The organism is uncultured Photobacterium sp. (assembly GCF_947502415.1).
Classification (GTDB): Bacteria; Pseudomonadota; Gammaproteobacteria; order Enterobacterales; family Vibrionaceae; genus Photobacterium.
Window position 1 is genome coordinate 65,257 of the sequence record NZ_CANMZV010000002.1, and the last position, 25,100, is coordinate 90,356.

A 25,100-nucleotide genomic window follows, 5' to 3' on the forward strand; every position below is an offset into this window, starting at 1 on the left:
TTTTAGTTCGGAATAGCGAGCTTGTCACCTAATCCTGCATTAGCTTTTCTTGATTGGCAAATAAAGCTCTTCCCGAGACTGTGGTTATTTTGTTTAAGGCATCACTTTCAGCAAGCAAAGCAAGTTCAAGCATTGAACTTGCTACATTCTCGGCCGGGATGGGGGTGAGGTGTGCTAACGGGCCAATCACTAAAGGTTGAAGTAGCCTGAAAATGTTCTGGACAATTTTCTCATCCTGACGGGGCTGGGATCGTTCTCCTTTCAGCGGCCCCGGACGGATGAATACACAGTGGTCAAACCCCATTTTTTTCAGAGCTCGTTCCATTTTTCCTTTACAGCGTAAATAGTGGGAGGGCGAGAAAGGGCTGGCGAAGAGGCTGGAAATAACCACGATATGCTTAACGCCAAGTAAATGCATGGTGTTGGCCACTTTCTCGACTAGCTGGAAGTCGACGGCTTCCAGAGCCTGGTTGCTTCCTGCCTGCTTTTTGGTGGTGCCGAGACAGATAAAGCCGATGGTCGGGATCCGGTCTGTATCTTCCCAGGATGTAACTCTCAGTTCCGGGTGGATAATTTGGACCAGCTTGCTGCTGTGAAATGGCAACTCGCGGCGAGACAGCGAGTAGACGGTTTGGATGAGTGGATGGCCAAGTAGCTGGTGGAGGAGTTCATCGCCAACGAGGCCGCTGGCTCCAGCAATGATTGCACTTACTTTTCCATGGGACATCAACATCTTCCTGAACTTTGTCGTTACGAGGGGCATTTTTGCCAGTATCTGTGGAAAAATTCAACAAAAATGATCAGGTTATGTCGGCTGGATAGTCAAATGAAGATGAATCTGGATATAACGATGTCGTGTTACACGCTTTCAAGTAGGAAGGGAAAGTCCAGAGCCTAACAACTTTGTGTTGTTTGGGTATATAATCTGCGACTTATTCAGATTTGCTCTATAAACCGGAACATACGATGACAGAATTAATGACACTACCTGCGGGTTGGGATGGTATGCCAGCTTCCTTTATTGAAGGAGCGTTACTTGCGGCGAATGCCAACCCGAAGCCTCTGGAACCTGAAGCATGGTTACCTGTATTGGTGACAGGTGGCGTCGCGGAAGATGAGCAATTGGCATTGGCAGACGATCATAAAATGGCCATTTTGAATCACTTCGAGCTGCAGTACCGCTACATCAAGGCGGGTGAGTACGTTCTGCCGGCGCAGGTAAGCTGGCAGGAAGCGACAGGTGTCACTGAGGATATGAGTCATTTTGCCGAAGGTTTTCTCGCAGTTTGGCCGTTCATTGAGTCTAACTGGGGTGAACAGCAGATTTCTGATGGCACGATGCGTATGCTGTCTGCGTTACTGACGACCTGTATGCTGCTGGTTGATGAAAGCTCGACTCTGGCACAGATGGAAGAAGCCGGAGTGGTTGGCATGCCTCAGCCGCAAGAGTTGTATGTTCAGTTGTCACTGATGCTGACAGAAGTGGTGATGGCCGCTGACGAGCTTCAGCAGGGAGCCGGTGCACAGGCGGTTAATCCGTATAAGGAAACGGGCCGCAATGATGCATGCCTGTGTGGTAGTGGCAAAAAATTCAAACAGTGCTGTGGTAAGTAATGGTTGAAGCAAGCTCCGTTTGTGCTGAAAAGTCGGTGATACTGGTTGTCGCCGGTGTGATTGAAAAAGACGGGAAGTACCTGTTGGCCCAACGTTTTGATCATGCGAGCCAGGGCGGACTGTGGGAGTTTCCTGGTGGTAAGGTGGAAACCGATGAAACACCGGAGCAGGCGCTGGAACGTGAGTTGCTTGAAGAGCTGGCTATCGTTACCGAAACGGGGAGTTGGCTGGCAGATAGTGTTTTTGACTATGGTGATAAGGTGATCCGCCTTAAGGGTTATTTGACCCAATGGCGTTCTGGGGCTTTGGAGCTTCATAGCCATCAGAATGCGGTGTGGGTCGATTATGCCGAGATTGCTAATTATCAGCTTTGTCCTGCTGATTACCCGATAGTTGAAGCTTTGATATAAATCATTATTCAAATAAAAAAGCGAGAGGTGAAAGCCTCTCGCTTTTTTATTCGGGTCATTTTTTGAACCGGAAATAACCTTCAGGCGTTTTGCTCTTTTTTACCAAAAAACTGAGCAATAACAATTACCGCCAGAGCAACAAGGTTAGCGGCAAAGATCACAACTAGCCATTGTGGCATTGATTGACCAAGGAACGACCATACCACTTTGCTGCAATCACCGCTTGCTTCAAACATCCATGGTACCCATTGGTTTAATGGAGCCCATTCAGGGAATTGTACAAACAGGTCACAGGTTGCAAATGGTGACGGGTTGAACTGGTAGCCGACATGTTCTCTGGTCAGTTCCAAACCTCGGTACGCGCCGTAACCCCAGGCTGCGAGAGCGGTCCAGCGGATAATGGTGTTTTGAGGAGCTATCAGGCCGAACAGAGCCGCAAAAGCAATGCCCATCATTGCGACGCGTTCATAGATACACATAACGCAAGGATCCAGCTTCATTACGTGCTGGAAAAATAATGCGCAGAGTTCAAAGAAAACGATGAAGCCAAACAGCAGTAGCCATGATAGCCGGCTTTTGGAAAAGGTATTCAGAAATTGCATGAATTGATCTCACTTAAAGTTATACCAAACTGAATAGCTATGGCTTGGTATTATAATAAAGCCCTGATGAATCAGGGCTTTAATTTTATAATTTCTGACACTTATCTTTACGAAAGATTCAATTAATGTCCAGTTGCAGGTGCTATATGTGATACAGCTTCCGCAACATGGTGGCTTAGCCAGCCCATATCATGGAACCATTCCGTCATTGGTACCAGCATAAACTCAATGCCTGCCAGGCCAACGAATGCTAGGACGATAGTGTAAGGCAGCGCCATGTACACCATGCGGCCATATGACAAACGGATTAGCGGAGCCAGTGCTGAAGTCAATGCGAATAGGAAGGCTGCCTGACCGTTCGGTGTTGCCACTGATGGTAGGTTGGTACCTGTGTTGATCGCAACTGCCAGCATGTCGAACTGATCGCGGGTGATTACACCGTTCATCAGTGCAGATTTTACTTCGTTGATGTATACGGTACCCACGAAGACGTTATCTGACACCATAGATAGCAGGCCGTTGGCGATGTAGAACATCGTCATCTGCGCACTACCTTCCAGGCTCAATACCATATTGATAATTGGCGCAAATAGGTGCTGGTCGATAATTACTGCCACGATTGAGAAGAAAACAGCAAGCAGGGCGGTGAATGGTAGTGCTTCTTCAAACGCTTTGCCCAGCGCGTGTTCTTCGGTTACACCGGTGAAAGAGGTGGCCAGAATGATAACTGTCAGACCGATAATACCTACGGCTGCTAGGTGAAGGGCCAAACCAAGGATTAGCCAGATAGCAATAACAACCTGTACGCAAAGTTTGGCGTAATCCAGGTTGGTACGTCTTTTACGTTCTTCGGTATCAAAATCAACCAGTATTTTGCGAACGTTTTCCGGTAGGTTAGTACCGTAACCACAGATCTGGAATTTCTCGACCAGGATACAAGTTAAGATACCGCAGATAAATACAGGTACTGTTACAGGTGCCATGCGAAGAATGAACTCGCCGAACATCCAACCTGCCTGGTCGGCAATGATCAGGTTTTGAGGTTCACCGACCATGGTCATAACTCCACCGAGTGCTGTACCAATACCAGCATGCATTAGCAGGCTGCGCAGGAATGCTCGGTAGTTTTCCAGGTCATCACGGCTGACTTCGCGGATGTGTTTGTCGGTAGTATGGTCGTGGGATGCATGGGGCTCCTGGCCTGATGCAACTTTGTGGTAGATGCTGTAAAAGCCGATGGTAACGCTGATCACAACCGCGATAACGGTCAGGGCATCAAGGAATGCAGACAAAAAAGCCGCAGAAACCACGAATGACAGCGATAGCAAAATCTTTGAGCGGATTCCAATTAGTATCTTGGTGAAAATAAACAGCAGGAGCTGTTTCATGAAGTAGATACCGGCAACCATGAAGATCAATAGTAGGAGTACTTCAATATTGGCAACCAGTTCGTGTTTTACTTGTTCCGGGCTTGTCATCCCGATTGCAACAGCTTCGATAGCCAATAGGCCACCAGGCTGAAGCGGGTAACATTTCAGGGCCATGGCTAGTGTGAAGATGAATTCAACAACTAGTAGCCAGCCGGCAACGAAAGGGTCAATAAGAAAAAATACAATTGGGTTGATTACAAGGAAAGCAATGATAGCCACCTTGTACCAATCAGGCGCCTTGCCTAAAAAATTTTTTATAAAGGCGTTCCCTAGCGAAATAGCCATGTTCTTGGATCTCTTATAATACGCGAATAATTTTTTGAGCTGTTCGCTATCTTGCCTTTGTCACGAAAAGCCGAATAACCAGGCCTGGTTATATGCTCTTTGAGACTCTTTAAGCTAAAAATCATGTCCCTAATGGTTTTTAACTTAAAGCAGGCAGCAGCATCCATTCAGCTCCCGATTTTTTATCGTGCTAACTCTACCGTGCGATCTTTAACCGTCAAGCAATGAGATGTGTATTTACTCAATTAGATTGTTTTTTGCATCAAAACGGGGGATCGAGTGCGTTAGATTACCATGCTCTGAAATATTTTCTTACAATTCTCATGAAACGTTGAGCATCGTCAAATTTAACGATACAAACTAAAACATTTCTTTTACATATTCAGCAAAGTTTCTCCGAACGCATAACTGGTGGTATGATGAGTCCAATAACATATAAGCAAGAAGCGATTGGAAAACTTATCTGATGGTTATAAAGGCTGATAGCCCAGCAACTTTTGCTGAGAAATATATTATTGAGAGCATCTGGAATAATCATTTTCCACAGGGCTCTATTCTTCCGGCGGAACGAGAGTTATCCGAATTAATTGGGGTAACCCGTACGACATTGCGCGAAGTGTTGCAGCGTTTGGCCCGTGATGGCTGGCTGACGATTCAACATGGTAAACCGACCCGTGTAAATAACTACATGGATACATCTGGTCTGAGTATTCTTGATACTTTGATTACGCTGGATGGGCAGGATGTTCAGGGTGTACTTGAAGATTTGCTATCTGCGCGCACTGATATTAGTAGCGTGTACATGCGTTATGCGATCAAGGGTAACAGAGAAGAATCCAGTGAGCTGCTACAGAGCGTTATCCGCTCTTGTGAAACTCTTCTGAAAGCAGAGAGCTTTGAAAGCTTTGTCGAGGACAGCGAAGAAAAAGCTGTGCTGATGCAGGAAGTGAAGAAAATCACTGACAAATACGGCAAAGACCAGCCTGAGCTGTGTGAAGCAATTTGCCGTGCTCGTGCATTTAATTATTACGATTACCGTATGTTCCAAGGTATGGCTGCTAAATCCGGCAATACCTTATATGTACTGACAATTAACGGTTTGCGTAAAATTTATACCCGTGTTGGTGGCTACTACTTTATGTCGAAGGAAGCGTGCGAGCTGGCACTGAACTTCTACCGTGATATGAAGATGCTTTGTGATAACAATCAGCCAGAACTGGTTGCTGATCGTATCAAGAAGTATGGCCGTGAGAGCGGAGCGATTTGGTACAGTAACCGTATTGAAATAGCACGCTACCTGTACGAAGAAGAGCAATAAAAATTATTTGGTAATTGTAGTGAGGTGAGGGTGCTTCATTAACAATTTGCCGGAATAAATAAAAGGAGATGCCATTGGCATCTCCTTCTTTTTTTTACGTTATTCCCTATCTGACTGATCTCGATTGGTTTTACTTTCTCCATTCGAACCGGATTTCGGGACCTTTGAGTGTCTAAATCTCCGAGTTATATTGGTTGCGAACCGGGCAGGTCCCAACAATCTGAGTTCTGCCATCCGGTAACTCTTCTTCTAGAGTTACATCGAATCCCCATAAGCGATAAAGGTGCTTGAGTACTTCCTGGTAGCCTTCTGCTAATGGAATACGGTTGTGTGGTACATACCTTAGCGTCAATGAACGGTCGCCTTTGAGGGCAACATTCCAGACCTGGATATTTGGTTCGTTGTTACTTAAGTTGTATTGTGAAGACAGTTTTTCGCGGATTGCACGGTAGCCTTCTTCGTTGTGGATTGCACTGACTTCGACGTAGTTATGTCGGTCGTCGTCATCGACAGCAAAGAGTTTGAAGTCACGCATCACTTTTGGTGACAGGTATTGGCTGATGAAGCTTTCATCTTTAAAGTTTTCCATTGCGAAATGGACGGTTTCCAGCCAATCTTTGCCTGCAATATCCGGGAACCAGTACTTGTCTTCTTCTGTCGGGTTTTCGCAGATCCGCCGGATGTCCTGGAACATCGCAAAGCCTAAAGCATACGGGTTGATACCGCTGTAATAAGGACTGTTGTAATCAGGCTGAGCTACGACATTGGTATGGCTATGCAAGAACTCGATAATAAACCGATCTGTAACCAGGCCTTCATCATAAAGGTGGTTGAGGATGGTGTAGTGCCAGAATGTGGCCCAGCCTTCATTCATCACCTGTGTTTGTTTTTGCGGGTAGAAATATTGGCTGACCTTACGAACTATACGCACAATCTCTCGTTGCCAAGGTTCCAACAGCGGTGCATGTTTTTCAATAAAATAGAGAATGTTTTCCTGTGGCTCCTGAGGGTAGCGGATCTCCTCGGTTTTTTGCTCCTTTTCTGCCTGATTCGGTATGGTGCGCCATAGCGAGTTAACCTGTGTTTGCAGGTAATCTTCCCGGGCTTTTTGCCGCGCTTTTTCTTCAACCATGGAAATTTTTTGCGGACGCTTATAGCGGTCTACACCATAATTCATCAGTGCATGGCAGGAGTCGAGAAGTCTTTCGACATCATCGACGCCATATTTTTCTTCGCATTCAGTGATGTATTTACGGGCAAAAAGCAGGTAATCAATGATTGAACTGGCATCGGTCCAGGTCTTAAACAGGTAGTTGTTTTTGAAAAAAGAATTATGGCCATAACAGGCGTGGGCCATTACCAGCGCCTGCATAGTAATGGTGTTCTCTTCCATGAGATAGGCAATACAGGGATCGGAGTTGATGACGATCTCATAAGCCAACCCCATTTGGCCATGCTTGTAGCCACGCTCGGTTTCGATAAAGCGTTTACCGAATGACCAATGGTGGTAATTGATGGGCATGCCGATACTTGAATAGGCATCCATCATTTGTTCTGCAGTGATGATCTCAATCTGGTTCGGGTAGGCGTTTAGCCGATAATGATCGGCTACACGCTTGATTTCTTTGTGATACTGATCCAGAAGATCAAATGTCCAGTCCGGACCATCACTGAGTGTTTTTGATTTAGTGGCTGTTACCATAACACGCTCCCCTAAAGCGATAGCAGACATCTAGTTAACTTGCTTTTTGAAAAGCTCCCTGAATACCGGGAAGATGTCTTCCACACTCCTTATGTTCTGCATCGCGAAGTTGCTGTGGTTTGCTAGTGCCTCATACTCCCGCCATAAGGTCTGGTGTGCACGACGGGTGATTTCGATATAAGAATAATAACGGCTGACAGGCAAGATATGCTTATCCAGCAGTTCTCGGCAGCCGGGTGAATCATCAGCCCAGTTATCACCATCTGAGGCCTGGGCGGCATAAATATTCCATTCAGCAGGTGAGTAACGTTTTTTGATGATGTCGTCCATCATTCGCAGTGCACTTGAGACAATGGTGCCCCCGGTTTCCTGCGAGTAGAAGAACTCGTGCTCATCTACCTCTTTTGCCTGGGTATGATGGCGAATAAAAACGACATCGACATTTTTGTATGTTCTGTTAAGGAACAAGTACAGCAGGATATAAAACCGTTTTGCCATATCCTTGGTGGCCTGGTCCATCGAACCAGAAACATCCATCAGACAGAACATTACAGCCTGGCTGGTGGGCTGAGGTCGGCGCTCATAGTTTTTGTAGCGTAAGTCAAATGTATCAATGAAAGGCACGCTGCTGATTTTCTCGCGCAGGTTTTTTATTTCCTGCTTCACGCGATCTTCTTCAAGCGGTTGTGCCGGTTCTGTACTCATTAGCTGATCGAGTGTCTGTTCCAGTTCCCGTAGCTGGCGTCGCTTAGCGGCAGTCATTGCCGTACGGCGGGCCAGGGAATTCTGCAATGATTTTACAATTGCAATATTGGCCGGAACACCGGATGACTTGTAACCGGAACGGAAAGTCTTCCACTCGACAATTTTGTTAAGCTGGTTTTTCTCCAGGTTCGGTAGTTCCAAATCTTCAAACAGGAGATCAAGATATTCATCCTTGGAAATCTGGAATACGAACTCGTCCTGTCCTTCACCATCAGGGCTGGCCTGTCCTTCGCCGGCACCACCTTGTCCCGCCCCACCTTGGGGGCGTTCAATGCGATCGCCGGGACTGAACTGGTCGTTACCCGGATGGACAACTTCACGTTGTCCACCTCGGCCTTGGTGAAAGCTTGGCTCGCGGATATCACGGGAAGGAATTGTGATATCCTCCCCGCTTTCCACATCAGTAATCGAGCGTTTGTTCACCGCATCAGCAATCGATTCTTTGATCTGTTGCTTGTGGCGGCGCAGAAAACGCTGGCGGTTTACTGTGCTTTTGTTTTTACCGTTGAGCCTGCGGTCTATAAAGTGCGCCATAAGCTCTCCCCTTATTCATCCCATTATCACATGGCCGGCTTACGAAGACTTACGTACGCGTAGATACCATTCAGATAGCAGACGTACTTGCTTGCGTGTGTAGCCTTTTTCCATCATGCGAGCGACGAAGTCATCGTGTTTCTTCTGCTCTTCGGTGGAGGTTTTGGCATTAAATGAAATAACAGGAAGCAGCTCTTCGGTGTTTGAGAACATTTTCTTCTCGATAACCGTACGTAGCTTCTCGTAGCTGGTCCAGTTCGGGTTTTTGCCGGCATTGCTGGCTCGAGCTCGAAGCACAAAGTTGACGATTTCGTTACGGAAGTCTTTAGGGTTACTGATACCTGCCGGTTTTTCGATTTTTTCCAGCTCGTTGTTCAGAGCTGAGCGGTCGAATAGCTGGCCGGTTTCCGGATCTCGGTATTCCTGATCCTGAATCCAGAAGTCTGCGTAACTCACATAACGGTCAAAAATGTTCTGGCCATATTCAGAGTAAGACTCCAGATAGGCTGTCTGAATTTCTTTACCAATGAACTCGACGTATTTCGGAGTCAGGTAACCTTTCAGGTGCTCCAGGTATTTTTCGGCAAGCTCTTGCGGGAACTGCTCACGCTCGATTTGCTGTTCCAGTACATAGAACAGGTGAACCGGGTTGGCTGCAACTTCAGAATGATCGAAGTTGAAGACGCGCGACAGGATCTTGAAGGCGAAACGGGTCGACAGACCTGCCATACCTTCGTCAACACCGGCGTAATCACGGTATTCCTGATATGACTTGGCTTTTGGATCGGTATCTTTCAGTGTCTCACCATCGTAAACACGCATTTTTGAGTACATGCTGGAATTTTCTGGCTCTTTCAGGCGTGAAAGTACCGAGAAGCGGGCTAGGATTTCCAATGTGCTTGGTGAACATGGTGCCGCAGACAGTTCACTGTTCTGTAACAGTTTTTCGTAAATTTTAATCTCTTCCGATACACGCAGACAATATGGCACTTTGACGATGAAGACACGGTCAAGGAACGCTTCGTTGTTTTTGTTGTTACGGAAGGTCTGCCATTCCGATTCGTTGGAGTGGGCCAGGATAATACCGTCAAATGGTAGGGCCGAGAGGCCTTCTGTACCGTTGTAGTTACCTTCCTGGGTGGCAGTCAATAGTGGGTGCAGCACCTTGAGTGGCGCCTTGAACATCTCAACGAATTCCATCAGACCCTGGTTAGCCTTACAAAGGGCACCAGAGTAGCTGTAGGCATCTGGGTCATCTTGTGAGAAGTGCTCTAACTGACGAATGTCAACTTTACCAACCAGAGATGAAATGTCCTGGTTATTCTCATCACCGGGCTCGGTCTTGGCGATACCGACCTGATCGAGGATTGAAGGACGTACTTTTACAACCTTGAATTTGGTAATATCACCGCCAAACTCATGCAGTCGTTTCGCCGCCCATGGTGACATAATGGTGCTCAGGTAGCGCTCCGGAATACCATATTCTTTCTGGAGGATTCCTCCGTCTTCTGTTTTATCAAACAAGCAGAATGGGTGGTCATTAACAGGGCTGCGCTCGCCGTTAGCAGTCAGTACATAGACAGGTACTTTTTGCATTAGGCTTTTTAGTTTTTCAGCCAGTGATGACTTACCGCCACCGACTGGGCCTAGCAAGTAAAGGATCTGTTTGCGTTCTTCCAGGCCTTGCGCTGCATGCTTAAGGTAAGAAACAATTTGTTCAATGGCATCTTCCATGCCATAGAAGTCTTCAAATGTTTTGTAACGGGAAATGACGCGGTTAGAGAAAAGACGGCTCAAGCGCGGATCTTGAGCGGTATCTACCATTTCTGGCTCGCCGATTGCCATTAGTAATCGCTCCGCGGCATTAACGTAAGCACTGCGGTCGTTACGACAGATCTCAAGGAATTCTTGCACTGAAAGCTCTTCATCCTTGGCTTCTTCATAGCGTTGACGATAGTGGTCAAAAATACTCATGGTATGCCCCCTGAATCGTTCTTCAATCAATTAGAAAGGACGAAAATAAAAATCTTTCACATCCCTCATATCTTAAGACTAGACCTAACTGATCAAATTGCTCCACTGAGTTGTTGGTTTATAAACTAAATTTCCTTTTTGTTACTGCCTTATGAGCTGGTTACTTCTCAAACATATTTCTACTATCCTCCTATAAATTGTTATGTGCAAGGGTATTTATTTAAAAAAAAGAGCGTGACATTGTTGCAAGAATGTGACCGTGAATAATTAAAGGATAAAAAGGAATAAATGGGGGATTTTGTTTCACCACTAGTTTTTTTGACTGATTTTCGGTGTTTTCGCTGACTAAAAAGAGAAAATTTGTTCGGAGCATATGGTTCAACATCGCATTTTGCGAAAAGTATCAAATTGAGGAGATTTGCCCCTTTTGTGATTGAGAAAGCTGCGTATAGCGGTAAGTTGGGATAGACCATTGCTTATTTTGTGAGCGAAATCAAAGTCTCTGACTTAAGCTAGATAAAGTGGATGTTTATTGAGGGGAGTTCGATTGATGGGTATTTCTCGCGTTGATACGGTTTCGATTCCAGTTTCCGATCAAAGCCAGGCTTTGCTGTTTTATCGTGATGCATTAGGATTTGAGTTGATTCGTGACCATCATGCGGATAATCAAAAACGATGGATCCAGCTGGCACCAAGAGGGGCTGAGACAACGATTAGTCTTGTGGTTCCGTTTGGTGGAATGGAAGCGGGATCTGTGCAGGGGCTGGTGGTGCAGACGGATGATATTCATTCAACTCACAGTGAGTTGTGTGAGCGGGGAGTGCCTTTATCTGAGATTGTCACAATAATCGGCGGTCGTTTTGCTACATTTGCTGACCCGGACGGCAATGGCTGGGTATTAATAGAAACGAATTCCCATATGTTGGCTTAATGCTGTGCTGTAATTCGAAACGTAATGTAATACAGAAGTGTTATATAAAAGCATGCCGTATAGCCGATGCTAGCGTGACATCAGTTAATACGGCATGTAATGGCTGGAAGTTACTGTTTTACTGCAATCTGTGTACTCAGAGTATGAGATTCCCCCGGTTCTAGCGTGATACCTTCACCATGAATGGTTGACTCAACACAGACCATAGTTTCAAAGCTGTTGTCAGCCATATCACCCATGCTGATTGACAGTTCTTGCCAAGGATTCCAGATAACTGCTGCATTGTGGCCTTGGTTAGTGACCTGAATCTGGCGAGAAAGTGTATTGTCGGTGATAGTGACTGTATCTTTTGGCTGGGTGTAGACACGGTCAACCTCTTGGTCGAACATCAGTTGTTCGCCGCCCTGACATGGCAAGCCACCTTGCGTGCTATCTAGGTAAGAACACCCCATTTCGCTAATAGTGATATTTTTGATATCTGCTACCTGGAAGTAAGAGTGCAGGGCACCAGAAAATGACCAGGCTTGTTCGTCCGTATTGGTCGATGTCAGGCTAACCTTCAGTTGAGGGCCAATTTCAAAAGTCAGCTGATTTTTGAATTTATGTGGCCAAATTTCACGTGTGACTTCGTTGTCTTCTAGTTCCAGAGCAACAATAACGCCTTGCTCGCTTTCCCTATGCTGCTTTAACGTCCATTCACTATTACGGGCAAAACCATGTGATGGAGTACCTGCTTTACCAAACCATGGCCAGCAGACAGGAATGCCGCCACGGATCGCTTTGGTAGTGTCGAATTCAGCTTTTTCGCTTAGCCATATTACATCTTCTTCACCGGCTGGTTTGTACCAGATCAGATGTCCACCATGGAGAGAAATGCCAGCCTCTGCCATGTCGTGGATCACTCGAATAATTTTGATGTCCTGAAACTCGCATACAGTTACAGCATCAGATAGAACCGCAATTGCTGGAAGGTTACGTAAGCTCATCAGATTATATTCCTCAAGAGTATTGAATTTTCATTTGGTTGGTTTCTGACCAATTTGAAAAGAAAAACCATCCTAATGAAAACTTAATTTTATATAAAAAATATCTGCAAAAATTAAAATTTATTTGTTAAATTTGTGATTTTAGTTGAGTGTTTTCCACCCCAAGAATGTCTTTGATATGGGGGATACTGCTGCTCTCTGGGTGTAAGAGAGGCATTTTGTTGCTTTGGTAATCAAGAGGGTGAAGCGAAAAGAATCGTGTTGAAAATGCTAGATATAAAAAAGGCGACACCGTAGCGCCGCCTTTTGAATTCTAGCTAAAAGCTTACATTACTTAGAGATGTGAGCGATTAGATCTAGAACTTTGTTTGAATAACCGATTTCGTTGTCGTACCAAGATACAACTTTAACGAAGTTATCAGTTAGAGCGATACCAGCTTTAGCATCGAATACAGAAGTCTGTACTTCACCGATGAAGTCCTGAGAAACTACTGCGTCTTCAGTGTAACCTAGAACACCTTTCAGCTCGCCTTCAGAAGCTTCTTTCATTGCTGCACAGATAGCTTCGTAAGATGCACCAGTCTTCAGGTTAACTGTTAGGTCAACAACAGAAACGTTAGCAGTTGGTACGCGGAAAGCCATACCAGTTAGTTTGCCGTTTAGTTCTGGAAGAACAACGCCTACAGCTTTAGCTGCACCAGTTGAAGATGGGATGATGTTCTGAGAAGCACCACGACCGCCACGCCAGTCTTTAGCAGAAGGACCGTCAACAGTCTTCTGAGTAGCTGTAGTAGCGTGAACTGTAGTCATAAGACCAGATTCGATACCGAACTTGTCGTTAAGAACTTTAGCGATTGGCGCTAGGCAGTTAGTAGTACAAGACGCGTTAGAAACGATATCCTGACCCGCGTAAGTGTCTTGGTTAACACCCATTACGATCATTGGAGTAGCGTCTTTAGAAGGACCAGTTAGAACTACTTTCTTCGCACCAGCAGTGATGTGCTGACGAGCAGTTTCGTCAGTCAGGAAGATACCTGTTGCTTCTGCAACAACGTCAACACCGATTTCGTCCCACTTAAGGTCAGCTGGGTTGCGTTCTGCAGTTACGCGAACTGTTTTACCGTTAACGATTAGGTTACCGTCTTTAACTTCTACAGTACCGTTGAAACGACCGTGAGTTGAGTCGTACTTCAGCATGTAAGCCATGTATTCAACGTCGATTAGGTCGTTGATACCAACAACTTCGATGTCGTTACGCTCTACAGAAGCACGGAAAACAAAACGTCCAATACGGCCAAAACCGTTAATACCTACTTTGATAGTCATTACAGTTGCTCCACAACTTAATTTCTAATGAAAGATAACTGGTAGTAAAATTACAGAATCTAACGTGACGCTGCAAGTCAAAAACGAACTTAAATTGCGTGAGGTCAAAAAAAAGTTCGGATTTTTTTTACATTCCTACTACAACGATGCAAATTTAAACAGAACTTGTATGAATATCCATCGTTGCTGTTGTTAACTTTTAATATCCACTCTCAGCTTAATTAAATTATGCTTAAATGAGTCGGATTGATGTAAAAACCTTTCGAGCAGAAAGTATGTGCCACAGTACGGTAAATTGGCAACATTAATTCTCGGCCTGAAAAGGAAATTTATAATAATAGGATCAGTAATGTCAGATAAATCAGATTCTTATTGGCGTGAGGCTTTAACGTCAGAGCAGTATCATATTTGCCGGGAGCGGGGAACCGAGCCACCGTTTACCGGGACGCTCCTGCATAACAGGGACACCGGGGTTTACCATTGCACTTGCTGTAAGGAGCCATTGTTCAAATCTGAGAACAAATATGACTCGGGCTGCGGGTGGCCAAGCTTTGATGCGCCGATCTATTCAGATGCAATTCGTTACCTTGATGATAACAGCCATGGTATGCAGAGGATTGAGATACGCTGTGCTCGTTGCGATAGCCATCTTGGCCATGTTTTTCCTGATGGGCCGAAGACGACAGGTGAACGTTACTGTGTTAATTCCGTTTCACTTATCTTTGAGTCTGGGAGGAGAGAGTCATCTGGAGAAAAAAGTGAATAAGAGAGAAGGGCCTTTGTGGCCCTTCTTCACTTTTGATTGGAGTGCGATCTTATATGCTTGATATGGTTACTTGGCCATCCGGGCTTTGAAGTTTCCTTTTTGGATCGCTTTGGAAATTTTCTCGGCTTTATCATTGAGCAGGGAACGTTTTTCTTCCGGCATCGGATAGTAGGTAACCAGCTTTTCCTGACTGGCTACAGGTATGCCGAACTCGCTTCCGACACGAGCCCAAAGGTAAGCGCTGTCGATAGACTTCGTTTGATGAGATAAAGTTGCTAATGATTGAATTATTTCTGGTTTGATGCCCTGCCCCTTTTCATATAGTTCCAGGGCGTGCTTAAGTAGCTGAATGGTTTTTTCTTTGTCTTTATCGGTATAGAAGGTAGCTAGCGCCAGCTGTAGCTCGGGAGTTTCCAGAGCCGGTTTGCCTTCAAGTTGTAAAAATTGTCGTAACGCGCTTTTATCGCCTTGGGTTAAGCGATAGTAGATGATTTCCGGATCTGTCGAATGCGCCAGTTCTTTATTCAGCCGATCGATTGATCTGTAGCTTGCAATCAAAGCTTTCGCTCGGTTGTTTTTGCGTTCTTTCAGGTTAGTTGGCTCAATTCGCGCTGCGTAGTCAAGGCACTTTTGGTATTCGTAAGTAAATTTGAGTTCTTTATACTTCTCTATATCGGCAGGATTTTTAAGAACATCATATCGTTGCCAAATAAGTTTGGTTCGCTGGAGGCGGCATTGCCCGTCATTGAGGTTGGTTTCGGCGCAAATTTGTGGGTAGCTTTCACATAGGCTCTCTGTTGAGCTGTGTTGTTCGTAACAGCCGTTGAGTAACGTCAGGCAGATCGCCGGAAGTAAGATTTTGAAGCGTATCAAAGTTGGTCTGGCCATGATCATAGTGTGTAGTTGGCAACTTGGGCTGGTTTCAAGATTATCTGTAATGTAGATACTTTTCGAACAAGGTTATTTTAACCTATATCTCGTTTAAAACGTCCATTTGAGATGTTTTTTAAGCATTGTGAGCGAAAGAACAAAAAAAACTTTCGATTGGGCTGTGAGATAGGAAACTGTTAGGGCTATTGGCATAGTGTTTTTATTAAAAAAGATTCAAGATGAAACAAAGGATAAGATAGGAAGCCAGAAAATGGAACTAGAACACTTATTGAATGCAATGACCCCAGAAGTGTATCAGCGGATCGCAACAGCGGTTGAAACAGGTAAGTGGCCTGATGGAACACCGTTATCTCAGGGGCAACGCGATTCGGCGATGCAGGCTGTGATGTTGTATCAGTCCCGGCATAATACGGATGCTGAGCATATGTCGGTTGCCGTGGGAGGGGAGCTGAAATTTAAGTCCAAGGCGGAGTTAAAGCGCGACTTTGGGGTAGATGAGCCATCGCACAATGATATTGCCCGTTTCGATCGTAACCAGATTTAGCCAGTTTCGGGTGCAACAGAATATAACAAGCATCTGAGGCTCGTTTTTTCAGTAGGCGAGCCGAGTTATCTGGCATGATTGCCATGATGATTATCGAAAATCATGGGCTCACAGTAAAAGCCGCTAAGTTCATGATCTTCTCGGCTGATCATGTTTGCAATCCAGGGCTCTTTTTCGATATTTGCCAAATAGTCATGCAGTTTAGGGTAGTTAGTTAGCCTGAGCCCGGCCATCCAACCACTGCGGAAAATGCTCCAGAGGCTAATTTCGGCCATTGAGAAATGTTCTGCTACGTACCCTTGTTCTGGTATTTGTTCCTCAATATATTGCAATACCTGTGGTAAATGGTGTTCCAGACATTGCTGGATTGCATCTTGATCGACTTCCTTATTTAGCATTTTACCCCGCATGATTTTTTGATAGAACAGCACGCCGCCAATAAGAGAGGTCAGTCGGGTATCGGCATATTCTTCCAACCAGCGTACTTGGGCTCGGGAAGATGCTGAGCCAGGATAGAGTGGAGGAACTGGGCAGATATCATCGAGGTAGTGTGCAATAACGGTTGAGTCGATGATGTTGCTGCCATCATGTTCCAGCACCGGTATTTTACCCATTGGGTGGCGTTTTTGGGCGAGTTCCTTTTCAAGGTAGGGGCTAAGTGGCTGTAGGTCGTAGGCAATCCCTTTATAAGAGAGCGCGAGCATAATTTTCCTGACAAATGGAGAAATAGCGGCACCGTGTAAAACCATAACGTAGTCTCGGGCTAGTCGATCTGTTGTATCTCTAAGAGCCAACAGAAGAATTTGATTAATTTGTATAAAGTGTAGCCGAGATAAATAAAGAAGAAGCGAGAACGATTGCTGGCTCTCGCTTCTTAAATTGATGGGCTTGCTATCGCTTTTAGTGTGTTAGCTCGCCGCGCAGATTCTGTTGCATCATGCTGCGGACTGCTTCGATCGGCAGATCCTGGCTTAGCAGGAAGTGTAATTTGGCCAGTGTTGCTTCTGGTGTCATATCGTAGCCGCTCAGGACTCCAGCATCAGCAAGGGCACAGCCAGTAGCATAGCCACCCATATTGACTTTACCTGACAGACATTGAGTCAGGTTCATGACAATAACCCCGCGGTCTGTTGCTTCTTTTAGCTGGGCAAGTAATTCAGGGTTCTGAGGTGCGTTACCAACACCGAAGGTCAGCAGGATCATTGCGTTTACTGGCTGGCGCAGTGTGTTGCGGATCACTTCTGGCGAAATACCCGGGTACATGGTAATTACGCCAATTGGTTGGGGCGTAATGTTGTGTACCTTGAATTCACCTTCCGGCTTTTTGTCGAGCTCAACATTGTTTAGTTGAATGTTGATACCGGCTTCGAGCAGTGCTGGCAGGTTTGGTGATATGAATGCGCCAAAGCCATCTGCGTGGGCTTTTGTACTACGGTTGCCACGGATCAGTTGGTTGTTGAAGAATACGGTCACTTCATTGATCGGGTAGTTAGCCGCAATGTGTAGTGAGTTCAACAAATTGCTCTGGCCGTCAGAACGCAGTTCTGCCAGAGGAATTTGAGAGCCTGTGACGATAATTGGCTTATCCAGGTTTTCAAACATAAACGACAATGCAGAAGCGGTATAAGCCATGGTGTCCGTACCATGTAGAATGACAAAACCGTCATACTTGTCGTAGTTTTCTTTGATATCGTCTGCGATGCGCTGCCAATCCGCTGGCGTCATATCCGATGAGTCGATAAGAGGAGCGTACTCATGGATGGTAAATTCCGGCATCTCAGGACGTTGGAATTCTGGCATGCTTTCCAGCTGCTTTTGCATAAAGCCCGAAACAGGCACGTAGCCATGGTCAGACTTCTGCATCCCAATGGTGCCGCCGGTGTAAGCAATGTAAATGTGTTTTCTTTCCATAATCTGGTACAGACATTCGATTCGGTGGCCGCATTATACGGCGAACGCGCAGTAAAAAAAGCCCGGCATGTGCCGGGCTGATCTCACTTTTCAATATTGCTGCAGTTTAAGCAGAAGGCATATTGGCCTTTTGGATCGTTAAAGTTACTGAGTGTCGTCAGGTCTGTTACAACTTGTTGCGTAACCGGCTGAATTGCTGCTGGTAACTCACCAAAGACCATTGCAACCAGCTGGCTGCGAGCTTCAGAGGCAAATTCCTGTAGCAGTATTTCTGCCGGGCTCAGCGGCTCTTCCATCCAGCGTAATTCATAGCTTTCCAGTTTGGCCAGCTCAACGGCGACAGCAATGGCATCATCAAAGTCACCAAGTTGATCAACAAGGCCCAGATCCAGGGCATCCTGGCCTGTCCAGACTCGCCCTTGGGCAATTTTATCGGCCTGTTCCAGTGACATATTGCGGTACTGGCTAACCAGGCCGATAAAGCGCTGGTATCCATGTTCAATACCAAGCTGAAATACCTCGGCTACGCCATCAGGTAGTTTGCGCGTTACGCCGACACCGGAAAATGGTGTAGTACCAACACCGTCGTTATAGATCCCCATGTTTTCCAATCCTTTCTCGAAAGTGGTCAGGATGGCAAAGATACCGATGGAGCCGGTGATGGTTGTTGGCTGGGCCAGGATCCGATCTGCACTTGATGAAATCCAGTAACCGCCGGATGCTGCCAGGCTAGACATGGATACCACGACAGGTTTACCGGCTAATTTCAGGGCGTCAACTTCGTTACGGATCACTTCTGAGGCAAAGGCACTGCCGCCGGGGCTGTCGACACGCAAGATGACGGCTTTTACTGCATCATCAAGGCGTGCTTCACGTAGAAGAGCCGCAGTTGAATCGCCGCCGATAGTGCCCTGACGTTGGGCGCCGTCAACAATTGCACCACTGGCAATTACAACGGCCACCTGATTTGGGCTCGGCAGATCGGTACTGAATACCGTTGGCTGGTAATCGTAGTAGCTGATTTGGCTGAAGCTGTTTTCACCGTCGCTGCCGAACTCTTCAATGAGTTTCTGGCGCAGGGCCGGGCGAGTGATCAGTTCGTCAACCAGTCCCATTTTCTCGCTTAGTTTGGCGAAATCACCATTAACAGATTTGAGCTGCTCGACAAAGGTCTGGAGATTTGGAGTCAGTGAATGAGTTTCGATATGGCGATTTTTGGCTACATCAGAGGTATAGGCACCCCAAAGCTGATTCAGCCATGCTGTATTGGCCTCGCGGGCTTCATCCGACATGTCGTTGCGGGTGTACGGTTCGACAAACGACTTGTAGGTACCGACACGGAAAACATGGGTGTTAATGTCCAGTTTGTCCAACAGGTTTTTGTAGTACAAGGTGTAGCTGCCATAACCAGTTAGTAAAACACCGCCGTCAGGAGACATGAAGACTTTATCTGCATAGCTCGACAGGTAGTATTGGCTTTGCTTGTAGTTATCGCCTAAAGCATAAACCGGCTTGCCAGCTTGCTTAAACTCTTCTACAGCCTTAGCAATATAACGTAATTTGGTCAGGTTGGTTTCCGCCATCCCTTTCAGGTTAAGAACCAGGCCGGTAATACGGTTATCTGTTGATGCAGCACGAATGGTATCGACAATATCGAACAGGACATTTTCCTGGACTGGAGGTTGGCCAAGAGCATTACTTGCCAGCTGATCGATTGGATTGATGTACGTGCGTTGCTCAACAATCGGACCGGAGAGATCCAGTACCAGCGCAGCTTCTTCTGGCAGGCTAGGCTCATCTCCGCTTTTGCTGAGGGCCAAGAAAATAAGGCCGATGAAGAATAAAAAAAACAGATTAATAATCAGTTGTCGAGTGAAACTGATTAGTTTCCAGATAGCTCGGAATAGTTTTCCAATTCCTTTGAGTATCACTTTCATTAACATTCCTGATGATGCGAACGGTATTACTTCTATCCTAACTTAGTAAACAAGGAATTACAGTAATAATCCGTTTGTAGGGCTTTTCCCTTGTTTTAAGTATTGCGGCAGTTCCGTGTTGCCGAAAGGAAATATCATTCTGGTTCAGTATTTTCATGAACTGACACGGAAAATCTTGTTGCAGGTATGTAAACAAGTGTTTGAAAAAAGTTTGGTTGATTTGTATACTGGTCAGACCATAACGACAAAAGATTGGAAGCCATGGACGATAAATCTTACCCTCATCTGTTAGCGCCCCTAGATCTTGGTTTCACTCAGTTACGTAACCGTGTGTTAATGGGATCTATGCACACTGGTCTTGAAGAGTCTCGCGACGGTTTCAAGAAACTTTCAGCTTTTTATGCAGCCCGAGCCCGTGGAGGTGTTGGCCTGATTGTCACTGGAGGCTTTTCGCCGAATTTTCGAGGTCGCCTACATCCGTTCAGTGCTGAGTTCAGCTCCGCCCGAGCTGCAAGGACCCACCGGGTGATCACTGATGCCGTGCATGATGAAGGCGGTAAGATTGCATTGCAGTTGCTGCATGCCGGACGTTATGCAATGCATCCTTTTGCCGTGAGTGCGTCTGCAATTCGCGCTCCGATTTCGAAATTTACCCCGAGTAAGATGAGCCCGCGCCAGATCAATAAGACAATCGAGGCTTTTGCCCGCAGTTCTGAGCTGGCTCGAGAGGCCGGATATGATGGTGTGGAGCTGATGGGATCAGAGGGCTATCTGATCAACCAGTTTATTTGTAAGCGTTCAAACCATCGTTATGACGAATGGGGAGGCAGCTATGAGAACCGTATTCGTTTTCCGATTGAACTGGTTAAAGCCGTGCGTGCACGGGTGGGGCGGGACTTTATTATTATTTTCCGTCTATCGATGCTGGATTTGGTCGAACAAGGCAGTACCCACGAGGAAGTGGTTCAGTTGGCAAAAGAGTTGGAAGCGGCCGGTGTTACCATCCTTAATACAGGGATTGGGTGGCATGAGGCACGAGTACCGACAATTGCGACCCAGGTTCCACGCGCAGCATTTACCTGGGTGACTGAAAAGCTAAAAAATGAAGTGAATATTCCGCTGGTAACCTGTAATCGGATAAATACTCCTCAGGTCGCAGAAGATATTCTGTCATCTGAGCAGGCAGATATGGTTTCGATGGCGCGACCTTTCTTGGCTGATCCTGATTTTGTCCTTAAGGCGGAGCAAAATCGAGCTGACGATATCAACACTTGTATCGGTTGTAATCAAGCTTGCCTGGACCATGTGTTTGTCGGTAAGCGAGCCAGCTGCCTGGTAAACCCTCAAGCTTGTTATGAGACTGAGCTGGTGCTGACTCCTACTGCGACTAAACGGCGTATTGCTATTGTAGGCGCCGGGCCAGCTGGAATGGCAAGTGCTGTTGCAGCCGCTGATCGTGGTTTTGACGTCGATTTGTTTGAAAAAAATGATTATGTCGGCGGTCAGTTCAATTTGGCAATGCAGATCCCGGGCAAGGAAGAGTTCAAAGAGACTATTCGCTACTTTACTCGTCGTCTGGAGCAGACCAAGGTGAATGTTAAGTTGGGGCATGCCGTGCAGGTTGATGAGCTGAAAGGTTACGATGAAGTAATTGTTGCTACTGGCGTTCAGCCTCGTAAACCGCCTATTCCGGGAGTAGATCATAAAAAGGTTATCGATTATCAAACTTTAATCCGCGATAAAGTTCAACTTGGCCAAAAGGTTGCTGTTATTGGGGCTGGGGGGATCGGAGTTGATGTTTCTACCATGCTGACAGAGCCGGAAAACCAGGACTTGGACAGCTGGCTTAAGGATTGGGGGGTCGACAAAACAATCGAGCATGCGGGCGGTTTATATCCGTTTGAGGAGTATGTCAGTCAGCGTCAGGTATGGCTGATGCAGCGTCGGCCTGGCAAGATGGGTAAAGGTCCGGGACGAACGACGGGATGGATCCATCGTAAGGTACTGGAAAAACGTGGTGTAGAGATGCTTAGCGGTGTCGGCTACGACAAGATTGATGACAAGGGGCTGCATATTACGGTTGAAGGCCAGCCGCGCTTGCTTGATGTCGATAATATTGTTCTGTGTGCAGGCCAGACATCGGTTGAAGAGCTTGCAGGCAAGCTACGTGCATTGAATGTTAAGGTGCATGTTATCGGCGGCGCTGATGTAGCCGGAGAGGTAGATGCAAAACGGGTGATCCGTCAGGGGGTTGAGCTGGTTGCAAAGATGTAACCTTATAAATCCAATGGTTTTACTAGCGGCGTTTTATGATACTGTAAGAACAATAATCATTTTCATCATGGGGTTGTTATGGAAGCACTCTCGTTATTGTTGAATCGCCGCTCGTTACCGAAACTAATGGAACCCGCACCGCAGGGGGAAGTACTCGATAATATTTTCCGTGCCGGACTTCGAGCCCCTGATCATGCGGCGTTGACGCCATGGCGTTTTATTGTCTCTCAGGGAGAAGGACTGCAGAAGCTGGCTGGTATTCTGGTTGAAGCAGCCAAGGCTGACGGTGCAGATGAATTAGCGATAGAGAAAGCGGGAAGGGCACCGTTTCGGGCTCCGATGGTGATTACTGTGGTTGCGAAAGTTACCGCGCATGAAAAGGTGCCGGTGATCGAGCAGCACTTATCTGCTGGTTGCGCTGTGCAGGCGATGCAGATGGCTGCCGTTGCTCAGGGATTTTCCGGGTACTGGCGTACTGGAAAGTGGGCGTATCACCCGGTTGTGCGCGAAGCCCTCGGCGTGCAGGGCGATGACTTAATTGCCGGTTTTTTGTATATCGGTACATCGGGCTGCCGTGAGGCAAGGGTGCAGGAGCGTGATTTAAACCAGTTTGTCGAGTATCTCTAGACTCGAATTGGTTTGAATATGCACAGGTTAGGAGCTGCTGAAGGCATTCAGTAGCTCCTTTTTGATCCAGAATGGTGACAGGGTATAGCCGCAGGAGTAGAATTCCCCGCTCTTGTCATTACTCCGGAGCGTGTCATGGAAAATGTTCGCCTAACCCAATATAGCCACGGTGCAGGATGTGGCTGTAAAATTTCTCCCCAAGTTCTTGATACTATTCTCCGAACTCAACTTGCCCCATTTGCAGATCCAAACCTGCTGGTGGGTAACGAAAGTAAAGACGATGCTGCTGTTTATGATTTAGGTAACGGTAGCTCTGTTATTAGTACGACTGACTTCTTTATGCCAATCGTCGACGACCCGTTCGATTTTGGCCGTATTGCTGCAACAAATGCGATCAGTGATGTTTATGCCATGGGTGGTAAGCCAATTATGGCGATTGCGATCTTGGGTTGGCCAGTCAATGTCCTTCCACCGGAAATCGCTCAGCAGGTTATTGAAGGCGGTCGCTCAGTATGCCGCGAAGCAGGTATTTCTTTGGCTGGTGGGCACTCAATTGATGCGCCTGAGCCTATTTTTGGTTTGGCGGTAACCGGGATTGTCGATACCGATCGTGTTAAGCGAAACAATAATGCGGAAGCAGGCTGTAAACTGTATTTGACTAAACCGCTTGGCATCGGTGTTTTGACAACAGCTGAGAAAAAATCAAAGCTGGCCGATGAACATAAAGGTTTGGCGCGTGACTGGATGTGCAAACTGAATAAGCCTGGTGCTGATTTTGCCGATATCGCTGGTGTGAAGGCGATGACAGATGTGACTGGTTTTGGTTTGATGGGTCACTTGAACGAAATTTGCGAAGGTAGTGAGCTAAAAGCAAATGTCTGGTTTGATCAGGTTCCGCATCTGCCAGGTGTGTTTGACTATATCGAACAAGGTTGTGTTCCTGGCGGTACAGGTCGTAACTTCGAAAGCTATGGTCACCGTCTTGGTGAGATGAGTGAGCTGCAGAAATCCCTGCTTTGCGATCCGCAGACATCAGGCGGTCTGTTGCTGGCAGTAACACCGGATGCGGAGCATGAAGTACAGGCTGTGGCTGAACGCCATGGCATTGAGCTGAATGCAATTGGTGAGCTGATGCCTGCGAATGGCGATAATACCCTGATTGAGATTTGCTAATGTCACGCCCAAATTGTGAAGATTTCCGACAGTTATTTGTCAATGATACGCCGCTTATGGATATGCGAGCTCCGGTTGAGTTTGCTCAAGGCGCTTTTCCGACATCGGTAAACCGTCCTTTAATGCTGGATGCGGAACGTGAAGCTGTCGGTACCTGTTTTAAGCAAGAAGGGCAGGAAGCCGCGATCGCTTTGGGTCACGAGTTAGTTAACGGCGATATCAAAGCTGAACGTGTTGCTCAGTGGAAGGCATTTTGCGAAGCTAATCCTAATGGTTATCTGTATTGTTTTCGTGGTGGTTTGCGCTCGGCTATTACTCAGCAGTGGCTGAAAGAAGCAGGCATTGATTATCCGAAGGTTGTTGGTGGTTATAAGGCATTGCGCCGCTTCCTGATCGATACTATCGAGCAGGTTGCCGAGCAGCCGATGACACTGATTGGTGGTAATACCGGTTGCGGTAAAACCATCATGGTAAACGAGCTGGAAAACGGTATTGATCTTGAGGGTGCAGCCAATCACCGAGGTTCATCTTTTGGCCGTTATGTAACAGAGCAGCGTACTCAGATTGACTTTGAGAATGTGTTGGCGATTGAAATGCTGAAAAAGCAGGATCATGGCCATCGTCATTTTGTTTATGAGGATGAGGGACGGATCATTGGTTCAGCGAGTGTGCCATTGCCGATCAATGCTGCAATGCAACTTGCGCCGATTGCGATTGTTGATGATCCGCTGGATATTCGCCTTGGTCGTCTGATGGATGATTACGTGGTGCGAATGCAACGTGATTTTGTTGCACGAGATGGGGAAGAGCAGGGTTGGCTTAACTTTGCTGAATATCTGGCGCGTGGCATGTTTGGTATTCGCAAGCGTCTGGGTTTAGAACGCTATGGAGAACTGCTTCAGGTTCAGCAGAATGCGATTAAGCTGATGCAGAGCAATGGTTCACTGGATGGCCATGTGGATTGGCTGAAGCCGTTGCTGGAGCAGTATTACGATCCAATGTATACCTATCAGTTAAGCAAAAAAGCCGATCGGGTCGTGTTCCGAGGTGAATATGATGAAGTCAAAGCCTGGCTGAAGGAAAATACTCGCTAGAATCGA

The 25,100-nt window shown here is 46.5% G+C and carries 22 protein-coding genes; 10 read left to right on the forward strand and 12 right to left on the reverse strand.

Translation table 11 applies throughout. The features are described 5' to 3' along the window. Positions 1-28: 28 nt before the first annotated feature. The gene (locus Q0852_RS02765) at positions 29-727 is read right to left on the reverse strand and encodes an NAD(P)H-binding protein (protein ID WP_299013543.1); all 699 of its coding nucleotides are present in this window, start codon (positions 725-727) and stop codon (positions 29-31) included. A gap of 239 nt (positions 728-966) precedes the next feature. Here Q0852_RS02765 and Q0852_RS02770 point away from each other — a divergent pair, with 239 nt between their 5' ends. Continuing rightward, positions 967-1,614: an SEC-C metal-binding domain-containing protein gene (locus tag Q0852_RS02770; RefSeq protein WP_299013545.1), complete on the forward strand. Its 648-nt coding sequence runs from the start codon at positions 967-969 to the stop codon at positions 1,612-1,614. After that, complete coding sequence (locus tag Q0852_RS02775) at positions 1,614-2,024, forward strand: (deoxy)nucleoside triphosphate pyrophosphohydrolase (RefSeq protein WP_299013547.1); 411 nt, start codon at positions 1,614-1,616, stop codon at positions 2,022-2,024. Before Q0852_RS02770 ends, Q0852_RS02775 begins: the two co-directional genes overlap by 1 nt. A gap of 80 nt (positions 2,025-2,104) precedes the next feature. Here Q0852_RS02775 and dsbB read toward each other — a convergent pair whose 3' ends face one another. Together dsbB and nhaB are read right to left on the reverse strand one after the other, a co-directional pair. Beyond that, a complete protein-coding gene (gene dsbB / locus Q0852_RS02780) occupies positions 2,105-2,626 on the reverse strand; it encodes a disulfide bond formation protein DsbB (protein WP_299013549.1) in 522 nt (173 codons plus the stop codon). 122 nt (positions 2,627-2,748) lie between these two features. Further along, positions 2,749-4,341 (reverse strand): Na(+)/H(+) antiporter NhaB, encoded by a 1,593-nt coding sequence (nhaB, locus tag Q0852_RS02785; protein ID WP_299013551.1) that lies wholly within the window; start codon positions 4,339-4,341, stop codon positions 2,749-2,751. 466 nt (positions 4,342-4,807) lie between these two features. Between nhaB and fadR the strand changes: the two genes are divergently transcribed. Continuing rightward, the gene (fadR, locus tag Q0852_RS02790; protein ID WP_299013553.1) at positions 4,808-5,659 is read left to right on the forward strand and encodes a fatty acid metabolism transcriptional regulator FadR; all 852 of its coding nucleotides are present in this window, start codon (positions 4,808-4,810) and stop codon (positions 5,657-5,659) included. Between the two features lie 172 nt (positions 5,660-5,831). Here the strand turns inward: fadR and Q0852_RS02795 are convergent, their stop codons facing one another. From Q0852_RS02795 to Q0852_RS02805, 3 genes are read right to left on the reverse strand one after another with little or no spacing between them, the layout of a single operon-like run. After that, entirely contained in the window at positions 5,832-7,361 is a 1,530-nt protein-coding gene (locus Q0852_RS02795; protein ID WP_299014289.1) for a SpoVR family protein, read from the reverse strand. Positions 7,362-7,391: 30 nt separating this feature from the next. Further along, positions 7,392-8,660, reverse strand: coding sequence for a YeaH/YhbH family protein (locus Q0852_RS02800; RefSeq protein WP_299013555.1), 1,269 nt, complete (start codon positions 8,658-8,660; stop codon positions 7,392-7,394). A 39-nt stretch (positions 8,661-8,699) separates the two neighbouring features. Beyond that, positions 8,700-10,634 carry a PrkA family serine protein kinase gene (locus Q0852_RS02805; protein WP_299013557.1) on the reverse strand — a complete coding sequence of 645 codons (1,935 nt, stop codon included), beginning with the start codon at positions 10,632-10,634 and terminating at the stop codon, positions 8,700-8,702. Between the two features lie 550 nt (positions 10,635-11,184). Between Q0852_RS02805 and Q0852_RS02810 the strand changes: the two genes are divergently transcribed. Further along, positions 11,185-11,565 carry a VOC family protein gene (locus Q0852_RS02810; RefSeq protein ID WP_299013558.1) on the forward strand — a complete coding sequence of 127 codons (381 nt, stop codon included), beginning with the start codon at positions 11,185-11,187 and terminating at the stop codon, positions 11,563-11,565. A gap of 110 nt (positions 11,566-11,675) precedes the next feature. Here the strand turns inward: Q0852_RS02810 and Q0852_RS02815 are convergent, their stop codons facing one another. Next, positions 11,676-12,551 carry a D-hexose-6-phosphate mutarotase gene (locus Q0852_RS02815; protein ID WP_299013560.1) on the reverse strand — a complete coding sequence of 292 codons (876 nt, stop codon included), beginning with the start codon at positions 12,549-12,551 and terminating at the stop codon, positions 11,676-11,678. A gap of 330 nt (positions 12,552-12,881) precedes the next feature. Then, entirely contained in the window at positions 12,882-13,877 is a 996-nt protein-coding gene (gene gap, locus Q0852_RS02820; RefSeq protein ID WP_299013562.1) for a type I glyceraldehyde-3-phosphate dehydrogenase, read from the reverse strand. Between the two features lie 349 nt (positions 13,878-14,226). On the opposite strand from gap, the gene msrB reads away from it, so the two are divergent. After that, positions 14,227-14,643: a peptide-methionine (R)-S-oxide reductase MsrB gene (gene msrB, locus Q0852_RS02825; protein WP_299013563.1), complete on the forward strand. Its 417-nt coding sequence runs from the start codon at positions 14,227-14,229 to the stop codon at positions 14,641-14,643. Positions 14,644-14,709: 66 nt separating this feature from the next. On the opposite strand, the gene Q0852_RS02830 is transcribed toward msrB, so the two are convergent. Beyond that, the gene (locus Q0852_RS02830; RefSeq protein ID WP_299013565.1) at positions 14,710-15,531 is read right to left on the reverse strand and encodes a DUF2989 domain-containing protein; all 822 of its coding nucleotides are present in this window, start codon (positions 15,529-15,531) and stop codon (positions 14,710-14,712) included. 253 nt (positions 15,532-15,784) lie between these two features. Between Q0852_RS02830 and Q0852_RS02835 the strand changes: the two genes are divergently transcribed. Further along, on the forward strand, positions 15,785-16,078 hold the full coding sequence (locus Q0852_RS02835; protein ID WP_299013567.1) for a DUF1315 family protein: 294 nt from the start codon (positions 15,785-15,787) through the stop codon (positions 16,076-16,078). Positions 16,079-16,143: 65 nt separating this feature from the next. Here the strand turns inward: Q0852_RS02835 and Q0852_RS02840 are convergent, their stop codons facing one another. The 3 genes from Q0852_RS02840 to sppA form a co-directional block, all read right to left on the reverse strand. Further along, positions 16,144-16,827: a glutathione S-transferase family protein gene (locus tag Q0852_RS02840; protein ID WP_299013569.1), complete on the reverse strand. Its 684-nt coding sequence runs from the start codon at positions 16,825-16,827 to the stop codon at positions 16,144-16,146. Positions 16,828-16,978: 151 nt separating this feature from the next. Further along, positions 16,979-17,989 (reverse strand): asparaginase, encoded by a 1,011-nt coding sequence (gene ansA, locus Q0852_RS02845; protein WP_299013571.1) that lies wholly within the window; start codon positions 17,987-17,989, stop codon positions 16,979-16,981. A gap of 83 nt (positions 17,990-18,072) precedes the next feature. Further along, positions 18,073-19,926: a signal peptide peptidase SppA gene (gene sppA, locus Q0852_RS02850; RefSeq protein ID WP_299013573.1), complete on the reverse strand. Its 1,854-nt coding sequence runs from the start codon at positions 19,924-19,926 to the stop codon at positions 18,073-18,075. A gap of 261 nt (positions 19,927-20,187) precedes the next feature. Here sppA and Q0852_RS02855 point away from each other — a divergent pair, with 261 nt between their 5' ends. The 4 genes from Q0852_RS02855 (at position 20,188) to mnmH (ending at position 25,094) form a co-directional block, all read left to right on the forward strand. Next, the gene (locus tag Q0852_RS02855) at positions 20,188-22,200 is read left to right on the forward strand and encodes an NADPH-dependent 2,4-dienoyl-CoA reductase (RefSeq protein WP_299013575.1); all 2,013 of its coding nucleotides are present in this window, start codon (positions 20,188-20,190) and stop codon (positions 22,198-22,200) included. A gap of 78 nt (positions 22,201-22,278) precedes the next feature. Beyond that, positions 22,279-22,827 (forward strand): NAD(P)H nitroreductase, encoded by a 549-nt coding sequence (locus Q0852_RS02860; protein WP_299013577.1) that lies wholly within the window; start codon positions 22,279-22,281, stop codon positions 22,825-22,827. A 135-nt stretch (positions 22,828-22,962) separates the two neighbouring features. Continuing rightward, positions 22,963-24,000 (forward strand): selenide, water dikinase SelD, encoded by a 1,038-nt coding sequence (gene selD / locus Q0852_RS02865; protein ID WP_299013579.1) that lies wholly within the window; start codon positions 22,963-22,965, stop codon positions 23,998-24,000. Then, entirely contained in the window at positions 24,000-25,094 is a 1,095-nt protein-coding gene (mnmH, locus tag Q0852_RS02870; RefSeq protein ID WP_299013581.1) for a tRNA 2-selenouridine(34) synthase MnmH, read from the forward strand. Before selD ends, mnmH begins: the two co-directional genes overlap by 1 nt. Positions 25,095-25,100: the final 6 nt, after the last annotated feature.